Origin of the sequence: Flavobacterium marginilacus, from assembly GCF_026870155.1 — a bacterium.
In the GTDB taxonomy this organism is placed as follows: domain Bacteria; phylum Bacteroidota; class Bacteroidia; order Flavobacteriales; family Flavobacteriaceae; genus Flavobacterium; species Flavobacterium marginilacus.
The window spans coordinates 4,031,498-4,049,080 of sequence record NZ_CP113975.1 but is presented as its reverse complement, the minus strand read 5'-3'; the positions used below and the strand labels follow the sequence as shown (position 1 = coordinate 4,049,080).

Annotated in this window: 14 protein-coding genes; 10 read left to right on the top strand and 4 right to left on the bottom strand. The window is 34.3% G+C overall.

The window, feature by feature from the left end:
* Positions 1 to 191: 191 nt before the first annotated feature.
* Positions 192 to 1,580, top strand: coding sequence for an MATE family efflux transporter (locus OZP07_RS16710; RefSeq protein WP_194640843.1), 1,389 nt, complete (start codon positions 192 to 194; stop codon positions 1,578 to 1,580).
* A gap of 213 nt (positions 1,581 to 1,793) precedes the next feature.
* Entirely contained in the window at positions 1,794 to 2,021 is a 228-nt protein-coding gene (locus tag OZP07_RS16705) for a DUF8828 family protein (RefSeq protein ID WP_056247475.1), read from the top strand.
* Here the strand turns inward: OZP07_RS16705 and OZP07_RS16700 are convergent, their stop codons facing one another.
* The 3 genes from OZP07_RS16700 to OZP07_RS16690 are packed head-to-tail and all read right to left on the bottom strand — an operon-like array spanning position 2,022 to position 4,982.
* On the bottom strand, positions 2,022 to 3,656 hold the full coding sequence (locus tag OZP07_RS16700) for an ArnT family glycosyltransferase (protein ID WP_281636001.1): 1,635 nt from the start codon (positions 3,654 to 3,656) through the stop codon (positions 2,022 to 2,024).
* Entirely contained in the window at positions 3,637 to 4,269 is a 633-nt protein-coding gene (locus tag OZP07_RS16695) for a lipid-A-disaccharide synthase N-terminal domain-containing protein (protein WP_194640844.1), read from the bottom strand. Before OZP07_RS16695 ends, OZP07_RS16700 begins: the two co-directional genes overlap by 20 nt.
* Positions 4,269 to 4,982 carry a glycosyltransferase family 2 protein gene (locus OZP07_RS16690; RefSeq protein WP_281636000.1) on the bottom strand — a complete coding sequence of 238 codons (714 nt, stop codon included), beginning with the start codon at positions 4,980 to 4,982 and terminating at the stop codon, positions 4,269 to 4,271. Before OZP07_RS16690 ends, OZP07_RS16695 begins: the two co-directional genes overlap by 1 nt.
* Positions 4,983 to 5,107: 125 nt before the next feature.
* On the opposite strand from OZP07_RS16690, the gene OZP07_RS16685 reads away from it, so the two are divergent.
* From OZP07_RS16685 to OZP07_RS16660, 6 genes are all read left to right on the top strand, one after another.
* On the top strand, positions 5,108 to 6,049 hold the full coding sequence (locus tag OZP07_RS16685; protein ID WP_281635999.1) for an NAD-dependent epimerase/dehydratase family protein: 942 nt from the start codon (positions 5,108 to 5,110) through the stop codon (positions 6,047 to 6,049).
* A gap of 212 nt (positions 6,050 to 6,261) precedes the next feature.
* Positions 6,262 to 7,056, top strand: coding sequence for a hypothetical protein (locus tag OZP07_RS16680; RefSeq protein WP_281635998.1), 795 nt, complete (start codon positions 6,262 to 6,264; stop codon positions 7,054 to 7,056).
* A 426-nt stretch (positions 7,057 to 7,482) separates the two neighbouring features.
* Entirely contained in the window at positions 7,483 to 10,494 is a 3,012-nt protein-coding gene (locus tag OZP07_RS16675; protein ID WP_281635997.1) for a SusC/RagA family TonB-linked outer membrane protein, read from the top strand.
* A gap of 11 nt (positions 10,495 to 10,505) precedes the next feature.
* Positions 10,506 to 12,107, top strand: a complete 1,602-nt coding sequence (locus OZP07_RS16670; protein WP_281635996.1) for a RagB/SusD family nutrient uptake outer membrane protein — start codon at positions 10,506 to 10,508, stop codon at positions 12,105 to 12,107.
* 52 nt (positions 12,108 to 12,159) lie between these two features.
* Entirely contained in the window at positions 12,160 to 12,309 is a 150-nt protein-coding gene (locus OZP07_RS16665) for a hypothetical protein (RefSeq protein ID WP_281635995.1), read from the top strand.
* Positions 12,310 to 12,344: 35 nt separating this feature from the next.
* Complete coding sequence (locus tag OZP07_RS16660) at positions 12,345 to 13,931, top strand: M61 family metallopeptidase (RefSeq protein ID WP_281635994.1); 1,587 nt, start codon at positions 12,345 to 12,347, stop codon at positions 13,929 to 13,931.
* 74 nt (positions 13,932 to 14,005) lie between these two features.
* Here the strand turns inward: OZP07_RS16660 and OZP07_RS16655 are convergent, their stop codons facing one another.
* Complete coding sequence (locus OZP07_RS16655; protein ID WP_194640850.1) at positions 14,006 to 14,848, bottom strand: AraC family transcriptional regulator; 843 nt, start codon at positions 14,846 to 14,848, stop codon at positions 14,006 to 14,008.
* Between the two features lie 231 nt (positions 14,849 to 15,079).
* Between OZP07_RS16655 and OZP07_RS16650 the strand changes: the two genes are divergently transcribed.
* The gene (locus OZP07_RS16650) at positions 15,080 to 15,994 is read left to right on the top strand and encodes a dihydrodipicolinate synthase family protein (protein ID WP_194640851.1); all 915 of its coding nucleotides are present in this window, start codon (positions 15,080 to 15,082) and stop codon (positions 15,992 to 15,994) included.
* Between the two features lie 20 nt (positions 15,995 to 16,014).
* A complete protein-coding gene (locus OZP07_RS16645; RefSeq protein ID WP_281635993.1) occupies positions 16,015 to 17,583 on the top strand; it encodes an aldehyde dehydrogenase (NADP(+)) in 1,569 nt (522 codons plus the stop codon).

The window sequence follows — 17,583 nt, the reverse complement described above, 5'->3', positions numbered from 1 at the left end:
GCAAATACCTGCCTAGCTAACACCTTTACCTGGATTTCTATTATTATTCTATCTTGGAAAATTATTATGTATAGAGTTATTTTGAGTTTTTATATAATTCGGAGCTGATCTGCATTAAGTTTTTTATGAATAAAATAATTTTGACAGAATCAGTTTGTTCTAATTACCTTTGCCGACTAAATAAAATCAAAATGAATTTTTCTAAATACACCCAAGAATTTGCATATAATATTAAGTTGGCTTACCCGGTAATTTTAGGAATGCTTGGACATACTCTTATAGGTATTGTTGATAATTATATGGTTGGAAATCTAGGCTCTACCGAACTGGCGGCAGTTTCCTTGGGGAATAGTTTTATCTTTTTGGCTATGGCCATCGGAATAGGATTTTCTACAGCAATTACACCTTTGGTGGCAGAAGCAGATGCCGAAAAAAATGATAAAAAGATCCGAACTACGTTTCATCATGGCCTGCTGTTATGTACTGTTTTGGGAATCTCATTGTTCATTATAACTGTGCTGTCAAAGCAGTTAATGTATTATATGAATCAGCCAGAAGCAGTGGTTTTACTAGCCGCTCCTTATGTTGACTGGGTTGCTTTTTCCTTGATTCCGGTTGTGATGTATCAGGGATATAAGCAATTTGCTGACGGTTTGTCTTTGACGAAATATTCGATGTATTCGATTATTCTGACCAATGTGGTTCACGTTTTTTTTAATTATGTACTGATTTATGGATTTTGGTTTTTTCCAAAATTAGGCGTGACGGGAGCAGCATTGGGAACGGTTATTTCCAGAATAATGATGGTCGTTTTTATGCATTATCTGATGAAGCACAATGCTGTGATGCATAAATATTTTAAAAATTTCACTTTCAAAGAAATCAAAAAATCAATAATCAAAAAAATTATTAACCTTGGAATCCCTTCTGCAATGCAGATGCTGTTTGAGGTGACTTTGTTTACGGCTGCAATATGGCTTTCGGGATCGCTGGGAAAAAACAGTCAGGCGGCGAATCAGATTGCGCTTATATTAGCATCGTCAACATTTATGGTAGCAATGGGTTTGAGTGTTACCGCGATGATTCGTGTGGGGCATTCCAGAGGTGTGGCAGACTATAAAAATTTGATTATTGTAGCCCGATCTATCTTTTTATTAGCAATAATTACCGAAGCTTTCTTTGCATTAATCTTTGTAGTTTTTCATAATTATCTGCCGCATTTGTTTCTGAATATGCACGATCCAGCACAAACTTTAGATAATAAAGAAATCATTATGATTACTTCAAAATTATTATTGATAGCCGCTATTTTTCAAATTTCAGATGGAATTCAGGTTGTAGTTCTTGGAGCTTTGAGAGGTCTGCAGGATGTAAAAGTTCCTATGTACATTACGTTTGTTGCCTATTGGATAGTTGGTTTTCCTATTTCTTTTTATTTGGGGAAATATACTGATTTGAAAGCCGTGGGGGTCTGGATCGGACTTTTGGCGGGACTGACGGCGGCGGCTTTATTTTTATATATTCGATTTGTACGCCTGACAAAAAAACTGGTTACACAGCATACTGATAAAGAAGTTTAGAAAGATAATTTGTTTTTCCAACAGCATTTCACCTGCTGTCCGTATATTCCCGATTAACAAAAACTACGGCAAAAAAGCCTTGTTTTTCTAAATCGGGAGATGTCTATTCCATAATGGCTGGGCGAAAGCTTCATTTTTTTAAAGAATATTTTTAAAAAGAGAATCTCAATAAAAAACGTACTTTTACGCCCTTACATTAAAAAATAGAAACACATGGAATTACCAAAATTCTTATTAGGAGACAATACCGATTTTCCAGATGATATATTTATTATTCATCTGGATTACCCAAGATTCATCATTAACCTGAAAGATGATGAAGTAGAATTCATGGAAGAGGCCGAGGATCTTGATGAAGCTGAGCTAAATGCCGAAATGGAAGGGCTTATCGTTCTTGCTAATGAATTTTACGACAGAGAAATCACCCGTTACGAAGAATAATTATTTCTTTGTAACGATATAATATATTCTTGTCAATCGGTCGTTATGTTTCTTTGATTCTTTTGGAACGTGATTTAGATCTATATACGAAGTCTCCTTTATAGTGTAACTGCTGAATTCTTTTTTGGCAGTAATACTGTCTTTTTTAAAAGCCAGTAAACCAAATTTATTCTCAACAGGTAAGTTTAGTTTATTGGTTTTTTCATTTAATAAAATAGGGATGCTATATCCGTAATCCCAAATTATTTCGGGAGTAAATGCTTTCAATTCATAGCTTTTAATGCCCAGTTTTTTTTCATTGTCTCTAATTGCTTTTGCGCTGGCGTAATCTGGATTTTTTAGAATGAGTTTGGTAAACGGTATTCCAAAAACAATTACTGCCGCTTGTACAGCTATTACGCTATAAAATACTTTTTTGAAATTTTGTTTTTTAAGATTGGTAAGCAATAAATAACCTATTGTAAACAATGAAAGAGTCAAGCCGATCAGCCAAAATTCGAATCCAGCTAAATCATTTTTTACTTTGATAAAAATCACAACAGGAATAGCAAAACAAATAAGTACAATAAGTCCAAAAGCAAAATAAACGATTCCTTTTTCTTTTTTTTGACTGATGTTTTTGAAATTCTGAATTAAATATTCAATATAAAATCCGGTATTCAGTGCCATCGGAATTAAAACGGGCAGTAAGTATCTCGATTTTTTTTCAGGCACTATCGAAAGCAATACCACCGATGCCAATGTCCATAACAGCGTAAACTGATACGCTTTAAGGTTAGTAACTCTGCTTTTTAAATATGGGTAAAGCAATGCAATAAAAGCAGGAACTGTCCAGATTCCGCTTTGGGTAAAAAAGCTCCAGTAATAATAAAAAGGTTTGGTGTTATAATTTCCCCATCGGCTGCTTTCTATTTTGGTGACCTGCAGATAGGTCGCAGGGTCTGCCCATTTTACATATAAAGGCCATGACAGACCAATAATCAAGCCGATTACAAAAATGATTATAAGATATATTTTTTTGTCTTTTAATTGAAATTTATAGGTAAATCCGTAGGCAATTAAAAAAGGCAGTAATAAAGCATAAACTGAAATTGGTCCTTTGCTCAAAAAGGAGAAACCAAAAAATAATCCTGCCAATACAGCATTAAGAAGCGGTTTATTAGGGGTATTCAATAAATTCCATAAAAAAAATATGCAGATTATCATGAAACTGTGAGTGTACATGTCCCATTGATTGTCTCTTCCAGCGAAATAAATATAAAAAGAGGTAATTAAAATCAGTCCGTTGTGAAAACTCTGCTGTTTGGACAAACCAATTTTTTCTGAAAGTCTAAAAGTGCCAAAAACAAGCAGTAATGTTATTAAAACTACAGGCAGACGCATGCCGTAAATAGTGTTAAAACCAAAAACAATTCCAGAAATTGCTGTAAGCCAGGTTGGTAACGGCGGTTTTTCATAACGTGGCAAATCGTTTAGTGTTGTCAGTATCCAATGGTTGCTGGTAACCATTTCTCTGGCTGTAATGAAGTTACGCGATTCCATGATGTTGGTTTCAATAACATCTAAATGGGGGAAAAGCATGAGGCAGGCTACAGCAAACAGCCAAAAAGCGTAGTTATCCGTTAATTTTGACATCCTTTTTTATGATTATTATATTTCTGGTATAAATGACTAAACCAATCGCGTGACCTGCCAGTAATACAGGATCTTTTCGAATTATTGCATAAATAAATATGATAAGAGATCCGATCAGGCTGATAATCCAAAAGCCTAAGGGTAAAACTGAATCTTTTTTCTTTTCAGAATAAATCCATTGATACACAAAACGCAATGTAAATAGTACTTGACCTATTATTCCTGTCCAAAGCAGCCATTGCGGAATTTTTTCGTTTTTAAACAGGAAATCTACATCTATTACATTGTTATTGTATCCGTATCCAATTATAAAAAAGGGAAAAAGAACTACAAACCATCTCAAAAGAATATGCAGTTTTTTCCAGTCGTTCTGCAATTGAATGTTTCGAATGTAAATGTAATAGGTAATTGTCTGTCCCAGCATAATCGAAAAATCATGTCTGAAATAACCGTAAACAAATAGCAAAAAGGAAGCAAATAAGCTGATTTCCCAAAATAAAACTGGCGTAAGTACCTTTTTGTTTTTTTCAGAAATAATCCATTGAAGTATCATTCTGCTCGAAAACAAAATCTGGGCAATAAAACCTATCGAATAGACGATGATGCTGTTCATTATCCTTGTTTAGCTATGCTGTAATTGATGTATTTTTTTTTCATCCATAAATAAGCAAAGCAGTCTTGTAACGGACCCAATAAACGGTTCCATAGATTGAATTTGGAAACACCTGCTATTCTTTGGAAATGTCTCACTGGAGTCTGTTTGATTTTGCCGTTCTGCAGCAGAATCATGGCGGGTAAAAAACGGTGCAGTCCATTGAACATTGGGATTCTTTTTGCCATATCGGTTCGGATAATTTTCAAAGGACAGCCAGTATCGTCCATGCCGTCATCGGTAAAAGTTCTTCGGATACCGTTGGCAATTTTAGAAGACATGTTCTTTGTAAAAGAATCTTTTCGGTTTGATCTTACTCCTGTAACCAAATCAAATTCTCCTGCATATTCCATCAGTATATTAAAATCCTCAGGAGCAGTCTGCAGATCGGCATCAATATAGCCAACCCAAGGAGTATCTGTGTAATCAAAACCAGCTTTTATAGCAGCGCTTAAACCTGCATTTTTTTCAAAAGAAATAAAGGTAAAGTCTTCGCTGTCTTTGCAGATTTTTTCAATTAAAATTTGACTGCCGTCTTTGGAACCATCATTGACAAACAGAATTTTTGTCTTTTTTTTGGAAATGCTCAAAAACTGTTTCATTTCCTGATGTACACGATTTAGGTTATCTTCTTCGTTATATACGGGTATAATGATTGTTAATTCAAAATTCATATTGATGGGATTTATACAAAAGTATTTTATTTTAAGAAGAACTAGATTAAGTTTTCATTAAAATTCTGGTTGTTATTTAAAGATAATAATGTTTATTCTTATTTTTATATGTAAAATTTTTAGTTATGAAAATATTGGTTACCGGTGCAGCAGGATATATTGGTTCACATGTCGCTGAAAGGCTGAAATCACTTGGAAATGAGGTGGTAGGTTTGGATAATTTTTCAGATTATTACGATGTGTCTTTAAAAAAGCTCAATGCAAAAGCTTTAGAAGAAAAAGGTATTAGGATTGAGAAAATAGATTTGCGTTACAGTGAGGAACTTCAAAACTTACCAGCAGATTTTAATTATATTTTTCATTTTGCGGCACAGCCAGGTATTTCTGCAGCTTCTAGTTTTGAAGATTATTTAGGGAATAATGTAATCGGTACCAAAAATTTACTTGATTTTGCATTTAAAAATAAAAATTTAAATCTTTTTGTAAATATTGCAACTTCTTCTATTTATGGAATTCATGCAGCTTTTGATGAATCAGTTCCTCCCACACCTGTTTCTCATTATGGAGTGACAAAGCTGGCAGCTGAGCAATTGGTTTTGGAAAGCAGCAGGCTTGGTGATATAAAAGCGTGTTCTTTGCGGCTGTATTCTGTTTATGGACCAAGGGAAAGACCTGAAAAGTTGTATACTAAACTGATTGCAAATGCTTTTAAAAACATTCCCTTTCCATTATATAAAGGAAGTGAGAATCACTTGAGGAGTTTTACGTATGTCCAAGATATAGTAGACGGTGTGGTTAGTGTTATTGGTTTGGAAGATATAGTGAATAATGAAATCATCAATTTGGGGACTGAAGAAGAAAATACAACACAGCATGGTATTGAAATTGTTGAGCAAATATTAAATAAAAAAATTGATCTGCAGATTGTAGAGGCTAGGAGCGGCGATCAGCTGCGGACAAAAGCAGTGATTGATAAAGCAAGGAAATTATTAGATTATAATCCCAAAACCAGTTTGTATGAAGGACTGAAAGTGCAGGTAGAATGGTATCAGAATAATTTTTTATAATTTAAATTTTGAAAAAATGCAAAAGGACTAAGAACTTTTGCATTTTTTTTTATAAGAATTGAGAAAGTAAAATTACTGTCTAATGAAATAGCTGTAACTTTAATGTTTTAATATTCAGTTTTTTGAGAAACAATATTGGTTTTAAAAGTAAAGCAGGGTAACAAAAAATGAATTTTGTTTATCTAGTAATAAATCATTAAAACTACAGCGATATGAAAAATTTTAAGACTTCAGTTTTTACAATGGCATTAGCATTGTGTTATTTGGTAAATGTAAAGGGACAAGATATCGAAACAGTAAAAGAAAAAACGATAAAATCAAGTTCCAGTTTGGAAACCACTTTAGACGGATCTGCTCAAAAAAGTAATATAAACGGCATAAACAATAGCGGGATGCCAAACAGGATCTCGATGAATGTTACAGTTGCAAAGCAGACGCAGGGAGCATCTTTTGGCGAAAAAGTAAATTCGGGAAAAATAAATGTAACACTGATCGATGGCGGATGCATTGTTTTGTTTCCTTCCAATGAGGGTTACAGAGTCAATACAGCAAACAATAGCATTAAGGAATTGACCAGCACTGAATGTGCAGCCTTTGGCGAAAAAGTGAATCAAGGCTTACATGCAGCAGGCAGTGTTTTGTCGCAGGGAGCTTCTTTATTAGGAGGTGCTATGCCGGGCGGAGCGATTATTTCAGCAGCGGTTTCAAGTATAAGCAGTTTAGCCGGCGGCGGAAGCGGTGCTGCATCGGCTTCGTATGCTGCAACGGGAAGAACTGCAAAACCGGATTCTGAAAAAAATGTTTTGAAAATCAATGATTCTGAAAAAAATACTGTAATTGATTTAACTGACGGTGAATATCAATTAGTATTTATTATAATCGAAAAAGCAACATCCGGTTTAAAAGATACCTTAAAAACACAAGTCCGAATAGGTTTTTCTGTTGAGAAAGGTGTTCTGAAAACAAAACACGATACAGCTAAAAATTCAGTAAGTAATATTCGTTAGAGAAATATTGTTGTCTAATCGTATTCCGTAGTTCATTTGCGATGTTTACCCATTAATAAAAAATGGATTCAAAATTTAATGAATTGATGCAAAAAACTATAATGTCAATATTTCTTCACTTTGATTTAAAACTTGGTTAAATCCTTTCACATTAATAAAGGTTCTAAAATTCCACAGGGTAACCTGATCTGAATGTTTCGGGCTTTAGCGTATGTTTATTATCTTGATTTTTCTTCAAAAAGCTTCATTATATGCAAGTATAACTCTAATTCGTTATCAAATAAACTGATATTTCTGTAAAATGCTGCAATACGGCTTAAAACAGGATAATATAGTATTAGCATGTGGTAATATTAGCATTTTTGGTAAATAACATTTAACATAATTTTACAAGTGTACAAATAACACTAACCAAAATGTTAAATTATGAGACTAAATATGTATTGTTTTAAAAGTAAAGAAAATCTTTTCTTTAGAAAAAAGATTTTTCATACTGTTGTTTTTCTGTTTGTATTTTGTGCATCATTTTCACAGCAGAAAATTAAAGGTATAATAAAGGATAATAATGGTATACCTCTATCCGGAGTGACAATTACAGAAAAGAATATGTCCAATTCTGTATTGTCCGATTTTGATGGAAAATTTGAGATTGTACTAAAAAAGGAAAATTCTAATTTGCTTTTTACTTATATAGGATTTAAAGATAAGGAAGTAGTAACTGCAAATAAAAGCCAAATTGAAGTATTTCTAGCAAGTAGTACGCAAGAATTGACCGAAGTAGTTGTAGTAGGATACGGTACTCAAAAAAAATCAAGAGTTACCAGTGCCATTGCCAGTATAAAAGAAAAAGATTTTACAAAAGGAGCAATTAATGATGCTTCTGATCTTATTAAAGGCAAAGTCGCAGGTCTAACCATTAGCAATGGTTCTGGAGATCCAGGATCTGGACCAAATATTTCATTGCGTGGAATTTCTACTTTAAAAGGAAGCACTGGCCCTTTGGTCTTAATTAATGGTGTTCCAGGTGGTATAGATACCGTTGCTCCAAATGAAATCGCTTCGATAGATGTGTTGAAAGATGCTTCGGCCGCAGCAATTTATGGAACAAGAGGAGCCAATGGAGTAATTCTCATTACCACAAAGACCGTTAATAAAGAAACAGCTCCAACCATTACCTATTCGACATTTGCTACAATATCTAACTTTTATAATAAAGCTAAATTTTTAGATGCTGGTCAGCAGAGAGCTTTGCGTTCTCAAGGATTGACAATACCTTTTGCTGATGGTGGAGCTGATACAGATTGGTTAGACGAAATATCAGGAAGCGGATTTGCTCAAAATCATAATTTAGCTTTAAAAGGTGGAAGTGCAAAAACGAATTATGTAGTAAACCTTAATTATGTAAATCAGTCTGGAGTTTTTGTTAACACCTTTAATAAAGAGTACCGATTTTCATTTGATGTGAATCATTCCATGTTCAAAGATAAGTTAAGAATTAATTTAAGCTTATTAAATGGTACACAAAACATGGGGCTTTCAGAAGGAACAGCTGCCTATGCTTATAGACAAGCTATGATTAGAAATCCTACTGCTCCTGTATATAATCCAGATGGGACATATAATGAAGATCTTAATAAGCTTCAGTATTATAACCCTGTTGCCATTATGAATGAAACAACACAAGATAGAAATAATACTTGGCAACGATTTACGGCTAATTTAACACTTGATTTATTGCCAGGCTGGGATGTAGGAGCACAGTTGTCAAAAAATAAAAATACAGGTTTAAATGGATATTCTGAAAGTAAAAAGCATTATTCAAATACTATAAATAAACGAAATGGAGTAGCTTCAAGAGATACAGGAACTTCAGATAATGATTATGTAGAAATAACATCTAAATACCATAAGATTTTTGACAAACATGAGTTTACGGTTTTAGGGGGGTATAGTTACCAATATTCATTAAATCAAGGATTTTCTGCCAATAATTATGATTTCCCTACAGATGCTTTTTCTTATAATAATTTAGGCGCTGGAAATGCTATATCAGATGGATATCAATATGCAATGGGAAGTTATAAAGGTGATAGTAAATTAATTGGTTTCTTTGGTAGAGCTAACTATAATTTTGACAGTAAATATGATTTATTGTTCAGTATTAGGCGAGAAGGTTCCTCTAAGTTTGGAGACAATCATAAATGGGGTAGTTTTCCAGCTGTTTCTGCAGGATGGAGTATAAATAAAGAATCATTTTTGAAAGATGTATCTTATGTTAATGCTTTAAAGTTAAGAGCTGGATATGGAGAAACAGGAGTAATTCCAGGAGGTTCTTATTTGTCTAAAACATTGTATAGATATGATGGTTATTTTTTCAGTGACGGAAAATGGGTTAAAGGATTAGTTCCTGATCAAAATCCTAATCCCGACTTACGCTGGGAGAAAACGGCAGAGGTAAACATTGGTCTTGACTTTGGATTTTTGAATAATAGAATTAGTGGAAGCTTTGATGTCTATAGCAAAAAAACAAGCGACATGCTTTGGGATTATAATGTGCCAACTCCTCCTAATTTGATTGGTAATATTACTGCAAATGTTGGTAAAATGGAGAACAAGGGATTTGAAATTCTTTTGAACACAATTCCAGTTAAAACAGATAATTTTTCATGGAATTCTTCAATGACTTTTTCTCATAATGAAAATAAGTTGACTAGTCTTTCTAATGATTTTTACTCAATAGAGAACGAATTTGTCAATACAGGGAATACTGGAGATCCAATCTCATTTGCAACTCATAGGCTGGAAGTAGGGCAATCAATAGGTAATTTTTGGGGATTAAAATCAGTGGATATTACACAAGGTATGTCTAAACCTGAAGATAATGGAAAATGGATTATTGAATTACCAGACGGTACAAGAAAAACACTAACAACAGAAATGTATAATGATGATAATAAACAATATTTAGGGAATGGTATTCCTAAATATTTGGCAGGCTGGACGAATACTTTTACCTACAAAAAATTCGATTTAAGTGTGGTTTTAACAGGGGCTTTCGATTTTCAAATACTAAATACACAACGTATGTTTTATGAAAACCCAACGATTGCTTACAATATGTTAGATAGTGCATTCGATAAAGTGTATGGCAAATCGGTGTTAAATTATAACCAAACGTATGTTAGTTATTATCTTGAAAAAGGTGATTATGTGAAAGTAGACAACATTACTTTATCTTATAATTTCGATGTCACCCCATTTAAGATTATAAATGCAATGCGATTGTATGTGTCTGGAAATAATTTAGCCACATTTACCAAATACAAAGGTTTAGATCCAGAGATACAAAGAGGTGATCCTTTGTCACAGGGGATGGACAATAGAGATAAATATCCAAGTACTACTGGTATAACTTTAGGTTTAAATGTAACTTTCTAAATTGAATTAAAATGAAAAATAAAAATATAGTTTTTAAAATCCTTATTTCAGGCTTGTTCCTTTTAGGTACAGGATGTACAGATTTGGATGAAACAGTTTATGATAAAATATCTGCCGAGAGTACGGTATTGACCTCCGAAGATTTAACAAGTATTATGGCACCTGCATATACTTCGTTTAGAGATATCTTTTGGGGCTGGGATGCGGCTTTCTGTCTTTATGAAGAATCATCCGATTTGATAGTAACACCACAACGAAATGGAATTGGCTGGGGAGATTATTATATAACGATGCATCAACACACATGGGGAACAGCATTGCCTCATGCAGAGGGTAACTGGTATTATTTGTACTCAGGAGTTACCAATGTTAACAGGGCTATTTATCAAATAGAGCAAATACAAGGCATTGATAAAAAAGAAAATGTAATTCAGGAACTAAAAGCCTTAAGAGCCATTTATTATTATTTGTTGCTAGATAATTTCAGAAATGTGCCAATCGTAACCAAATTTGATGTTCCTAAAGGCTATTTGCCTACACAAAATACAGGAAAAGAAGTATATGATTTTGTAGAAAGTGAATTAAAAACAGCTTTGCCATATTTAAGTGATAAAAATGATCCAACATCTTATGGTAAAGTTACAACCTGGGCTGTTAAAATGACTTTGGCAAAATTGTATTTGAATGCTGGTGTATATACTGGGACACCTAAATGGAATGAGGCTTTAGCTCAAGTTAATGATATTATAGATAGTGGGAAGTTTAGTCTGACAGCTAATTATTTGGATAACTTCAAGATTAAAAATGAGGGATCTTCAGAAGAAATATTATCCATCCCATTTGACCAAAAAAAGACGGGGGGAAATTATTGGCCTTTTAAAACTTTGGCAGGACCAAGTCAAGCAACATTTGACATGAGTGGAGGTCCTTGGAATGGCTCTGGAGGTATTCCTCAATTTATTGATACCTATGATCCAGATGATCAACGATTAAAGGATTCTTGGCTGGGTGGCAAACAGTTTACAAGTAAAGGAGAGCCAATAATGGTTGACGGTAAACAATTTGAATATATTAACTTTTTAACCGATGTTAATGGCTGTGAGCCTAACGAAGGTTTTAGAATGGTTAAATATGAAATTGGGCTTGGTGAAATTGGACAAGGAAGTAATGATGTTCCTTTTTATAGATTAACAGATGCTATGATGATTAAAGCCGAATGTTTATTAAGAACAGGAGATGCTGATGCAGCAGCAGCTATTGTAACTCAAATTAGACAAAGAGATTTCAAAAACACCAATCCAGCTAAAGCAACAGTTACAGGAGCAAAACTTTTAGGAGGAAGCGTTTATAAATATGGAACCTACAAAGCTGGAGTGATTACAAATTATGAAGGAGGTGCTGATATTAAATATGGCGGTTTCTTAGATGAATTGGCTTGGGAGTTTGTTGGAGAAGCACATAGAAAACAAGACTTAATACGATTTGGAGTGTATTCTACAAAATCTTGGTTTTCAAAGGTAAAAAATCCTGGTGCAGCTTTTAGAGCTATTCTTCCAATACCACAGTCGGAAATGGATAAGAATAGTAATTTAAAACAAAACCCAGGATACTAATAAGCAGAAAAGCTTATTGATTATTTTTTTAAACTGTTATAAAACGGTTTAAATGAGTTTTAATCTTAAAAAGCATGAAAATTTTGCAAGCTGGTTACTTGTAAGTGTATGGACAGCCATTCCTATAGTATTGGGAATGGCTTTCTTTTTTAGAATTTTAAAAAATATTTTGAATGGTACTTACCTGCTTACTTCTTATTAGGGTCTGCAGGTAAGTTGTTTTAAAAAGAAAGAGTTATGATGAAAAAATTAGATTTTAAGTTTAGATTTTTTGCATGTCTGCTGGCATTTTTATTCTTAAGTGTGAGTAAAGCGGAATCATTTGCCAATAAATCAATCATAATGAATTATACCGTTTCGATGGAAGAGCCAGAGTTGCATTATCTGGATATTCGTTTGGAATGCGAAGGACTGACAGATAATCAAACCAGTTTTATGCTTCCGGTGTGGTCGCCGGGTTATTACATGATTTTGGACACTCCGAGACATATCGTGGATTTTGATGTAATGGATAGCAGCGGGAATAAATTGTTTTGGCATAAAAAATCCAAAAACAACTGGGTGGTCGAAAACGGTAAGCATAGAAAGATTGTAATTACGTATCGTTTTTTTGCCAATCGAAAATCGGTTGCAGAATCGTATGCTGATGGTGAAAAAGCTTTCATAATGCCTAACAATGTCTTCATGCACATCGAAAATCAGATTAATAATCCTGTGCAGGTAACTTTTAATCCGTATAAAAAATGGAATAAAATTTCAACCGGACTGAAAAGGGTAAAAGAAGGAACAAATACTTTTTTTGCCAATAATTTTGACATATTGTATGACAGCCCGGTTTATATTGGAAATCAATTGACAGTAGATTTTGAGTACGAAGGAAAATCATATTCCTTAGGAATTGCGTCTCCGCAAGGATTAGACAAAGAAAAATTTACCTCGGATCTCAAAAAAATTATGACAGCCACAACGGCTGTTATGAAAAAAGTGCCCTATGATTATTATAGTTTTATCATGATGGAAGCTGGCGGAGGAGGTCTGGAACATTGGAATTCCCAAGCTATATTTACCAATGGAACTTTTGATTTTAAATCCAAAGAGGAGTATACGGATTTTTTGAATTTTGTAACCCATGAATATTTTCATCTTTACAATGTAAAAGCAATCCGCCCGATAGAATTAGGACCATTTGATTATAACAAAGAAAATTACACGTCGATGTTATGGGTTTCTGAGGGTTTTACTGTTTATTATGAATACATTATCATGATGAGAGCCGGCCTGCTTGAAAGTAAAGATGCCTATAAATATTTCACTGAATCCATAAAGAGGTATGAAAATATTGAAGGCAGTAAACACATGTCCTTATCCCGCTCCAGTTTTGATATTTGGCTGAACTTTTTCAACAACGAAAGCAATGCCAAGCAGACAACAATATCATATTACAACAAAGGACCGGTAATTGCGCTTTTATTAGATTTAGAAATCAGAAATAATACCCGAAACCAAAAATCTTTGGACGATGTAATGCGTTTTTTGTATAACGAATTTTATGAAAAAAAGGGAAGGGGTTTTACCGAAGCTGAGTTTTGGCAGGTTTCTGAACAAATTGCTGGAAAATCTTTGGACGAAATAAAAACCTATGTAAATACCGTAAAGGCTGTTGATTATCAGAGATATTTAAAGTATGCAGGACTTCAGATAGATTTAAGTCCGATGAAATCTGCCGCTGGAAATGATACTTTGATTGAAAGAAGTTTTGAAATAAAAGAATTATCAGAAACTTCCCCATTGCAGATGGAAATCAGAAAGTCTATTTTTAAATAAAGACAATAAGTAATAGGCTGACAGGACAGTTATATTCTGAAACTTGTGCTGCAGCTTATTGCATTTGTAAAAAATTAAAACTGCCCGCGATACTGCGAAGGCGAAATCCCTTTTAATTCTTTGAATTTTCTGTTGAAATTAGCAATATCCTGAAATCCGCAGAGTTCAGATATGGAAGCAATCGAAAGATCCTTTTTGTTATGGAGAAGTTTGCACGCATTTTCAATTCTGATTTCAATCAAAAACTGAAAAAAAGTTTTGTTAGTACGTTTTTTAAAATATCTGCAGAAAGCGTTTTTACTCATATTGGCTTTTTCTGCTACTTCTTCCAAAGTAATGTTCTGATGATAAAACTCTATAGCATATTCAAAAACGGCACTCATTCGTCTTCCTTCATCATCAGTATATTTTTTTCTATAGATAAATGATGAAAGAGGCGCTTTTTCTGAGTTTATGATAATGTTTATGATTTTTAGAAATGAGGCAATGCGCTGAATTTTATTCTGTTTTTTTAATTTTTCAAAATGATGGATGATTTTATTGTGGTTTGACAAAACTTTGATTCCGTACTCCGAGTTCTTAAAAAAATCATCAACACTGCTCATGTCATTAAGACTGAAAAAATCTTTGCCGAATGATGTTTTTGTAAAAAACAAAGTGAACATTATTGATTCCGGACAGGTTTCTGCATCACTTTTAAAAACATGGGGCACGTTCTCGCCAATCACTAAAATATCATTTTCTTTATAATCGTTTATGGAATCTCCCACTATCAATGTGCCGCATCCTTTCACGATATAGCTTATCTGAATCTCTTCATGCTGGTGAAGATGATTGTAAAAAACGCGTTCAATATCCTCTTGATAAATAAGCGCTTCTCTTTCGGTTTTAGGTATTTTAAAAGGAAGGATTTTCAATGGTTTGTTTTTTAAGTATGTAAATATTATCAAAAAAATGATATTGTGCAATAGATGGGGTAATATAGTCTTGATATAAGCTAATAATAACAAAGAGGCCACCCTGTATAAGTTTTATTTTTGATAAAAAAATAGGTTATGGAATAATACGCATAACTGCAGATTAGTATTAGGTACTAATAATGATATGCGGATTACATATAACAGATTAAAAACAATAAATTGCTATATATGAAAATAAAATGGGAAGGCGTAATGCCGGCTGTAACTACCAAGTTTACAGAAGAAGGTCAATTAGATCTTGTAATGTTCGAAAAAAATATTAAAGCTCAAATCGAAGCTGGTGTCAATGGAATTATACTGGGAGGAACTCTTGGAGAGGCCAGTACATTGACTAAGGCAGAAAAAGAAGTTCTAATTAATGAAACTTTAAAATTAGCAGAAGGGAAAATTCCGGTTATCTTGAACATAGCCGAGCAGTCTACCAGTGAGGCTGTTGCTTTGGCAAAAAGGGCAGAGGAATTAGGCGTAAATGGTTTGATGCTGCTGCCTCCGATGAGGTATAAAGCTACCGATTATGAAACCGTTGTCTATTTTAAGGAAATAGCAAAAAGTACTTCATTACCCATCATGATTTATAACAATCCTGTCGATTATAAAATCGAAGTGACATTAGACATGTTTGAAGAACTTTTAAAACTGGATAATATTCAGGCGGTAAAAGAATCAACAAGGGATATCAGTAATGTAATTCGAATCAGAAATCGTTTTGGTAATCGATTAAAAGTGCTTTGCGGTGTTGATACTTTGGCACTTGAAAGTTTGGTAACAGGTGCTGACGGATGGGTTGCAGGTTTGGTAGTGGCCTATCCGGAAGAAACCGTAGCGATTTATAAACTCGTAAAAGCAGGAAGAATAGAGGAAGCTGTAGAAATTTATAAATGGTTTATGCCACTGCTGGAATTGGATATTTCTCCGCAGCTGGTGCAGAATATCAAATTGGCAGAAGTAGCCACAGGACTTGGAACAGAAAATGTAAGAGCTCCAAGACTTCCGCTGCAGGGAATAGAAAGAGAACGTGTTCTGGCAATCATTGATGCTGCAATGAAAAACAGACCGATTCTGCCTGCTTACCAAGAAATTTAATTTAAGCTTAAAAAGAAGTCATGATAACAGGGAAAAATTATATTGGAGATACGCTTTCCGCAAAAGGGGAAACGACATATAGAACAATAAATCCAGAATTAAATCTGGAGAATGAAACTGTTTTTTATGAAGCCACAGAAGACGAAATTTCTCAGGCAGCTGCATTGGCAGAAACCGCTTTTAAAATATACGGAACTATTGAAGATATAAAAAAAGCTGCTTTTTTAGAAGCCATTGCCGAAGAAATAGAAGCTTTGGGAGAAGATTTATTAGTGACGTATGTTCAGGAATCGGGTCTTCCTGCCGGAAGGGCCAATGGTGAACGTGCCAGAACAACCGGACAATTGAGAGCATTTGCAGCTATGCTGAGAGAAGGTTCATGGGTGGAAGCAATTATCAATAAAACAGAAGGCAAACCAGACATTAGGAGAATGCAGATTCCAATTGGTCCTGTTGTAGTTTTTGGAGCCAGTAATTTCCCGCTTGCTTTTTCCACCGCTGGTGGCGATACGGCAAGTGCTTTGGCAGCAGGCTGTCCTGTTATTGTAAAATCACATCCGCTTCATGCCGGAACGGGAGAATTAGTTGCTTCAGCCATTATTAAAGCAGCTAAAAGAACAGGAATGCCAAATGGAGTTTTTTCCAATATTAACAGCAGCGGTATTGCTGTTGGAAAAGCGCTGGTAGAGCATTCGTCAATTAAAGCTGTTGGTTTTACAGGAAGTATCAACGGAGGTACAGCACTTTGTAAAATTGCAGCCAACAGATCCGTTCCGATTCCGGTTTATGCAGAGATGGGAAGTATTAATCCAGTATTGGTTCTGCCTTCAGCTTTAAAAACAGACTGCGAAAAATGGGCCAAAAATTATGCTGCATCAATTACGGCTGGAACAGGCCAATTTTGTACAAATCCAGGACTTATTTTAGGGATAAACAGCAAGGAATTGGAGGATTTTATTACTATTTTAGCTTTAGAGACAGATAAATTAGAGCCATCCTGCATGTTACATCCTAATATTAAAAGACAATACGAAAACCTAAAATCAGAAGTTCTTGAACAAGAAGGATATAAACAGCAGACCAATTTGAATAAAGAGATAAAACCAAATTATGCACTGCAGAATATAATATCGGTTGATGGCGGTACTTTTTTAAAAAATAAAACATTCCATAAGGAAGTTTTCGGGCCTTTTTCGGTTGTTGTCAAATGTGATGATGTGGATCAGCTGAATGAAATTATTCATGATTTGGAAGGACAGCTGACAGGAACGATAATAAATTCTGATTTAAAAGAATTGGATGAGTTCAGGGAAGTAATCGAAAACCTCAAAAATAAAGTAGGAAGGTTAGTTTTTAATAATGTTCCTACGGGAGTTGAGGTTTGTTCCGGAATGACACACGGCGGACCATTTCCTGCGAGTTCAGACAGTAAATTTACGTCAGTGGGATTAACTTCAGTAAAAAGATGGGTGCGCCCGGTAACTTATCAGGATTGGCCGGATGCATTGCTGCCAGCAGCTCTGCAGGATAAAAATCTGCGGAATATCACTAGAACCATAAATGATATACTAACAAAGAATCCAATATAA

Coding starts and splice junctions, on each gene's coding strand:
- OZP07_RS16675 (WP_281635997.1), top strand. CDS start 7,483: ATGAGACTAAATATGTATTGTTTTAAAAGTAAAGAAAATCTTTTCTTT.
- OZP07_RS16690 (WP_281636000.1), bottom strand. CDS start 4,982: ATGAATTTTGAATTAACAATCATTATACCCGTATATAACGAAGAAGAT.
- OZP07_RS16670 (WP_281635996.1), top strand. CDS start 10,506: ATGAAAAATAAAAATATAGTTTTTAAAATCCTTATTTCAGGCTTGTTC.
- OZP07_RS16660 (WP_281635994.1), top strand. CDS start 12,345: ATGATGAAAAAATTAGATTTTAAGTTTAGATTTTTTGCATGTCTGCTG.
- OZP07_RS16695 (WP_194640844.1), bottom strand. CDS start 4,269: ATGAACAGCATCATCGTCTATTCGATAGGTTTTATTGCCCAGATTTTG.
- OZP07_RS16645 (WP_281635993.1), top strand. CDS start 16,015: ATGATAACAGGGAAAAATTATATTGGAGATACGCTTTCCGCAAAAGGG.
- OZP07_RS16705 (WP_056247475.1), top strand. CDS start 1,794: ATGGAATTACCAAAATTCTTATTAGGAGACAATACCGATTTTCCAGAT.
- OZP07_RS16665 (WP_281635995.1), top strand. CDS start 12,160: ATGAGTTTTAATCTTAAAAAGCATGAAAATTTTGCAAGCTGGTTACTT.
- OZP07_RS16710 (WP_194640843.1), top strand. CDS start 192: ATGAATTTTTCTAAATACACCCAAGAATTTGCATATAATATTAAGTTG.
- OZP07_RS16685 (WP_281635999.1), top strand. CDS start 5,108: ATGAAAATATTGGTTACCGGTGCAGCAGGATATATTGGTTCACATGTC.
- OZP07_RS16680 (WP_281635998.1), top strand. CDS start 6,262: ATGAAAAATTTTAAGACTTCAGTTTTTACAATGGCATTAGCATTGTGT.
- OZP07_RS16700 (WP_281636001.1), bottom strand. CDS start 3,656: ATGTCAAAATTAACGGATAACTACGCTTTTTGGCTGTTTGCTGTAGCC.
- OZP07_RS16650 (WP_194640851.1), top strand. CDS start 15,080: ATGAAAATAAAATGGGAAGGCGTAATGCCGGCTGTAACTACCAAGTTT.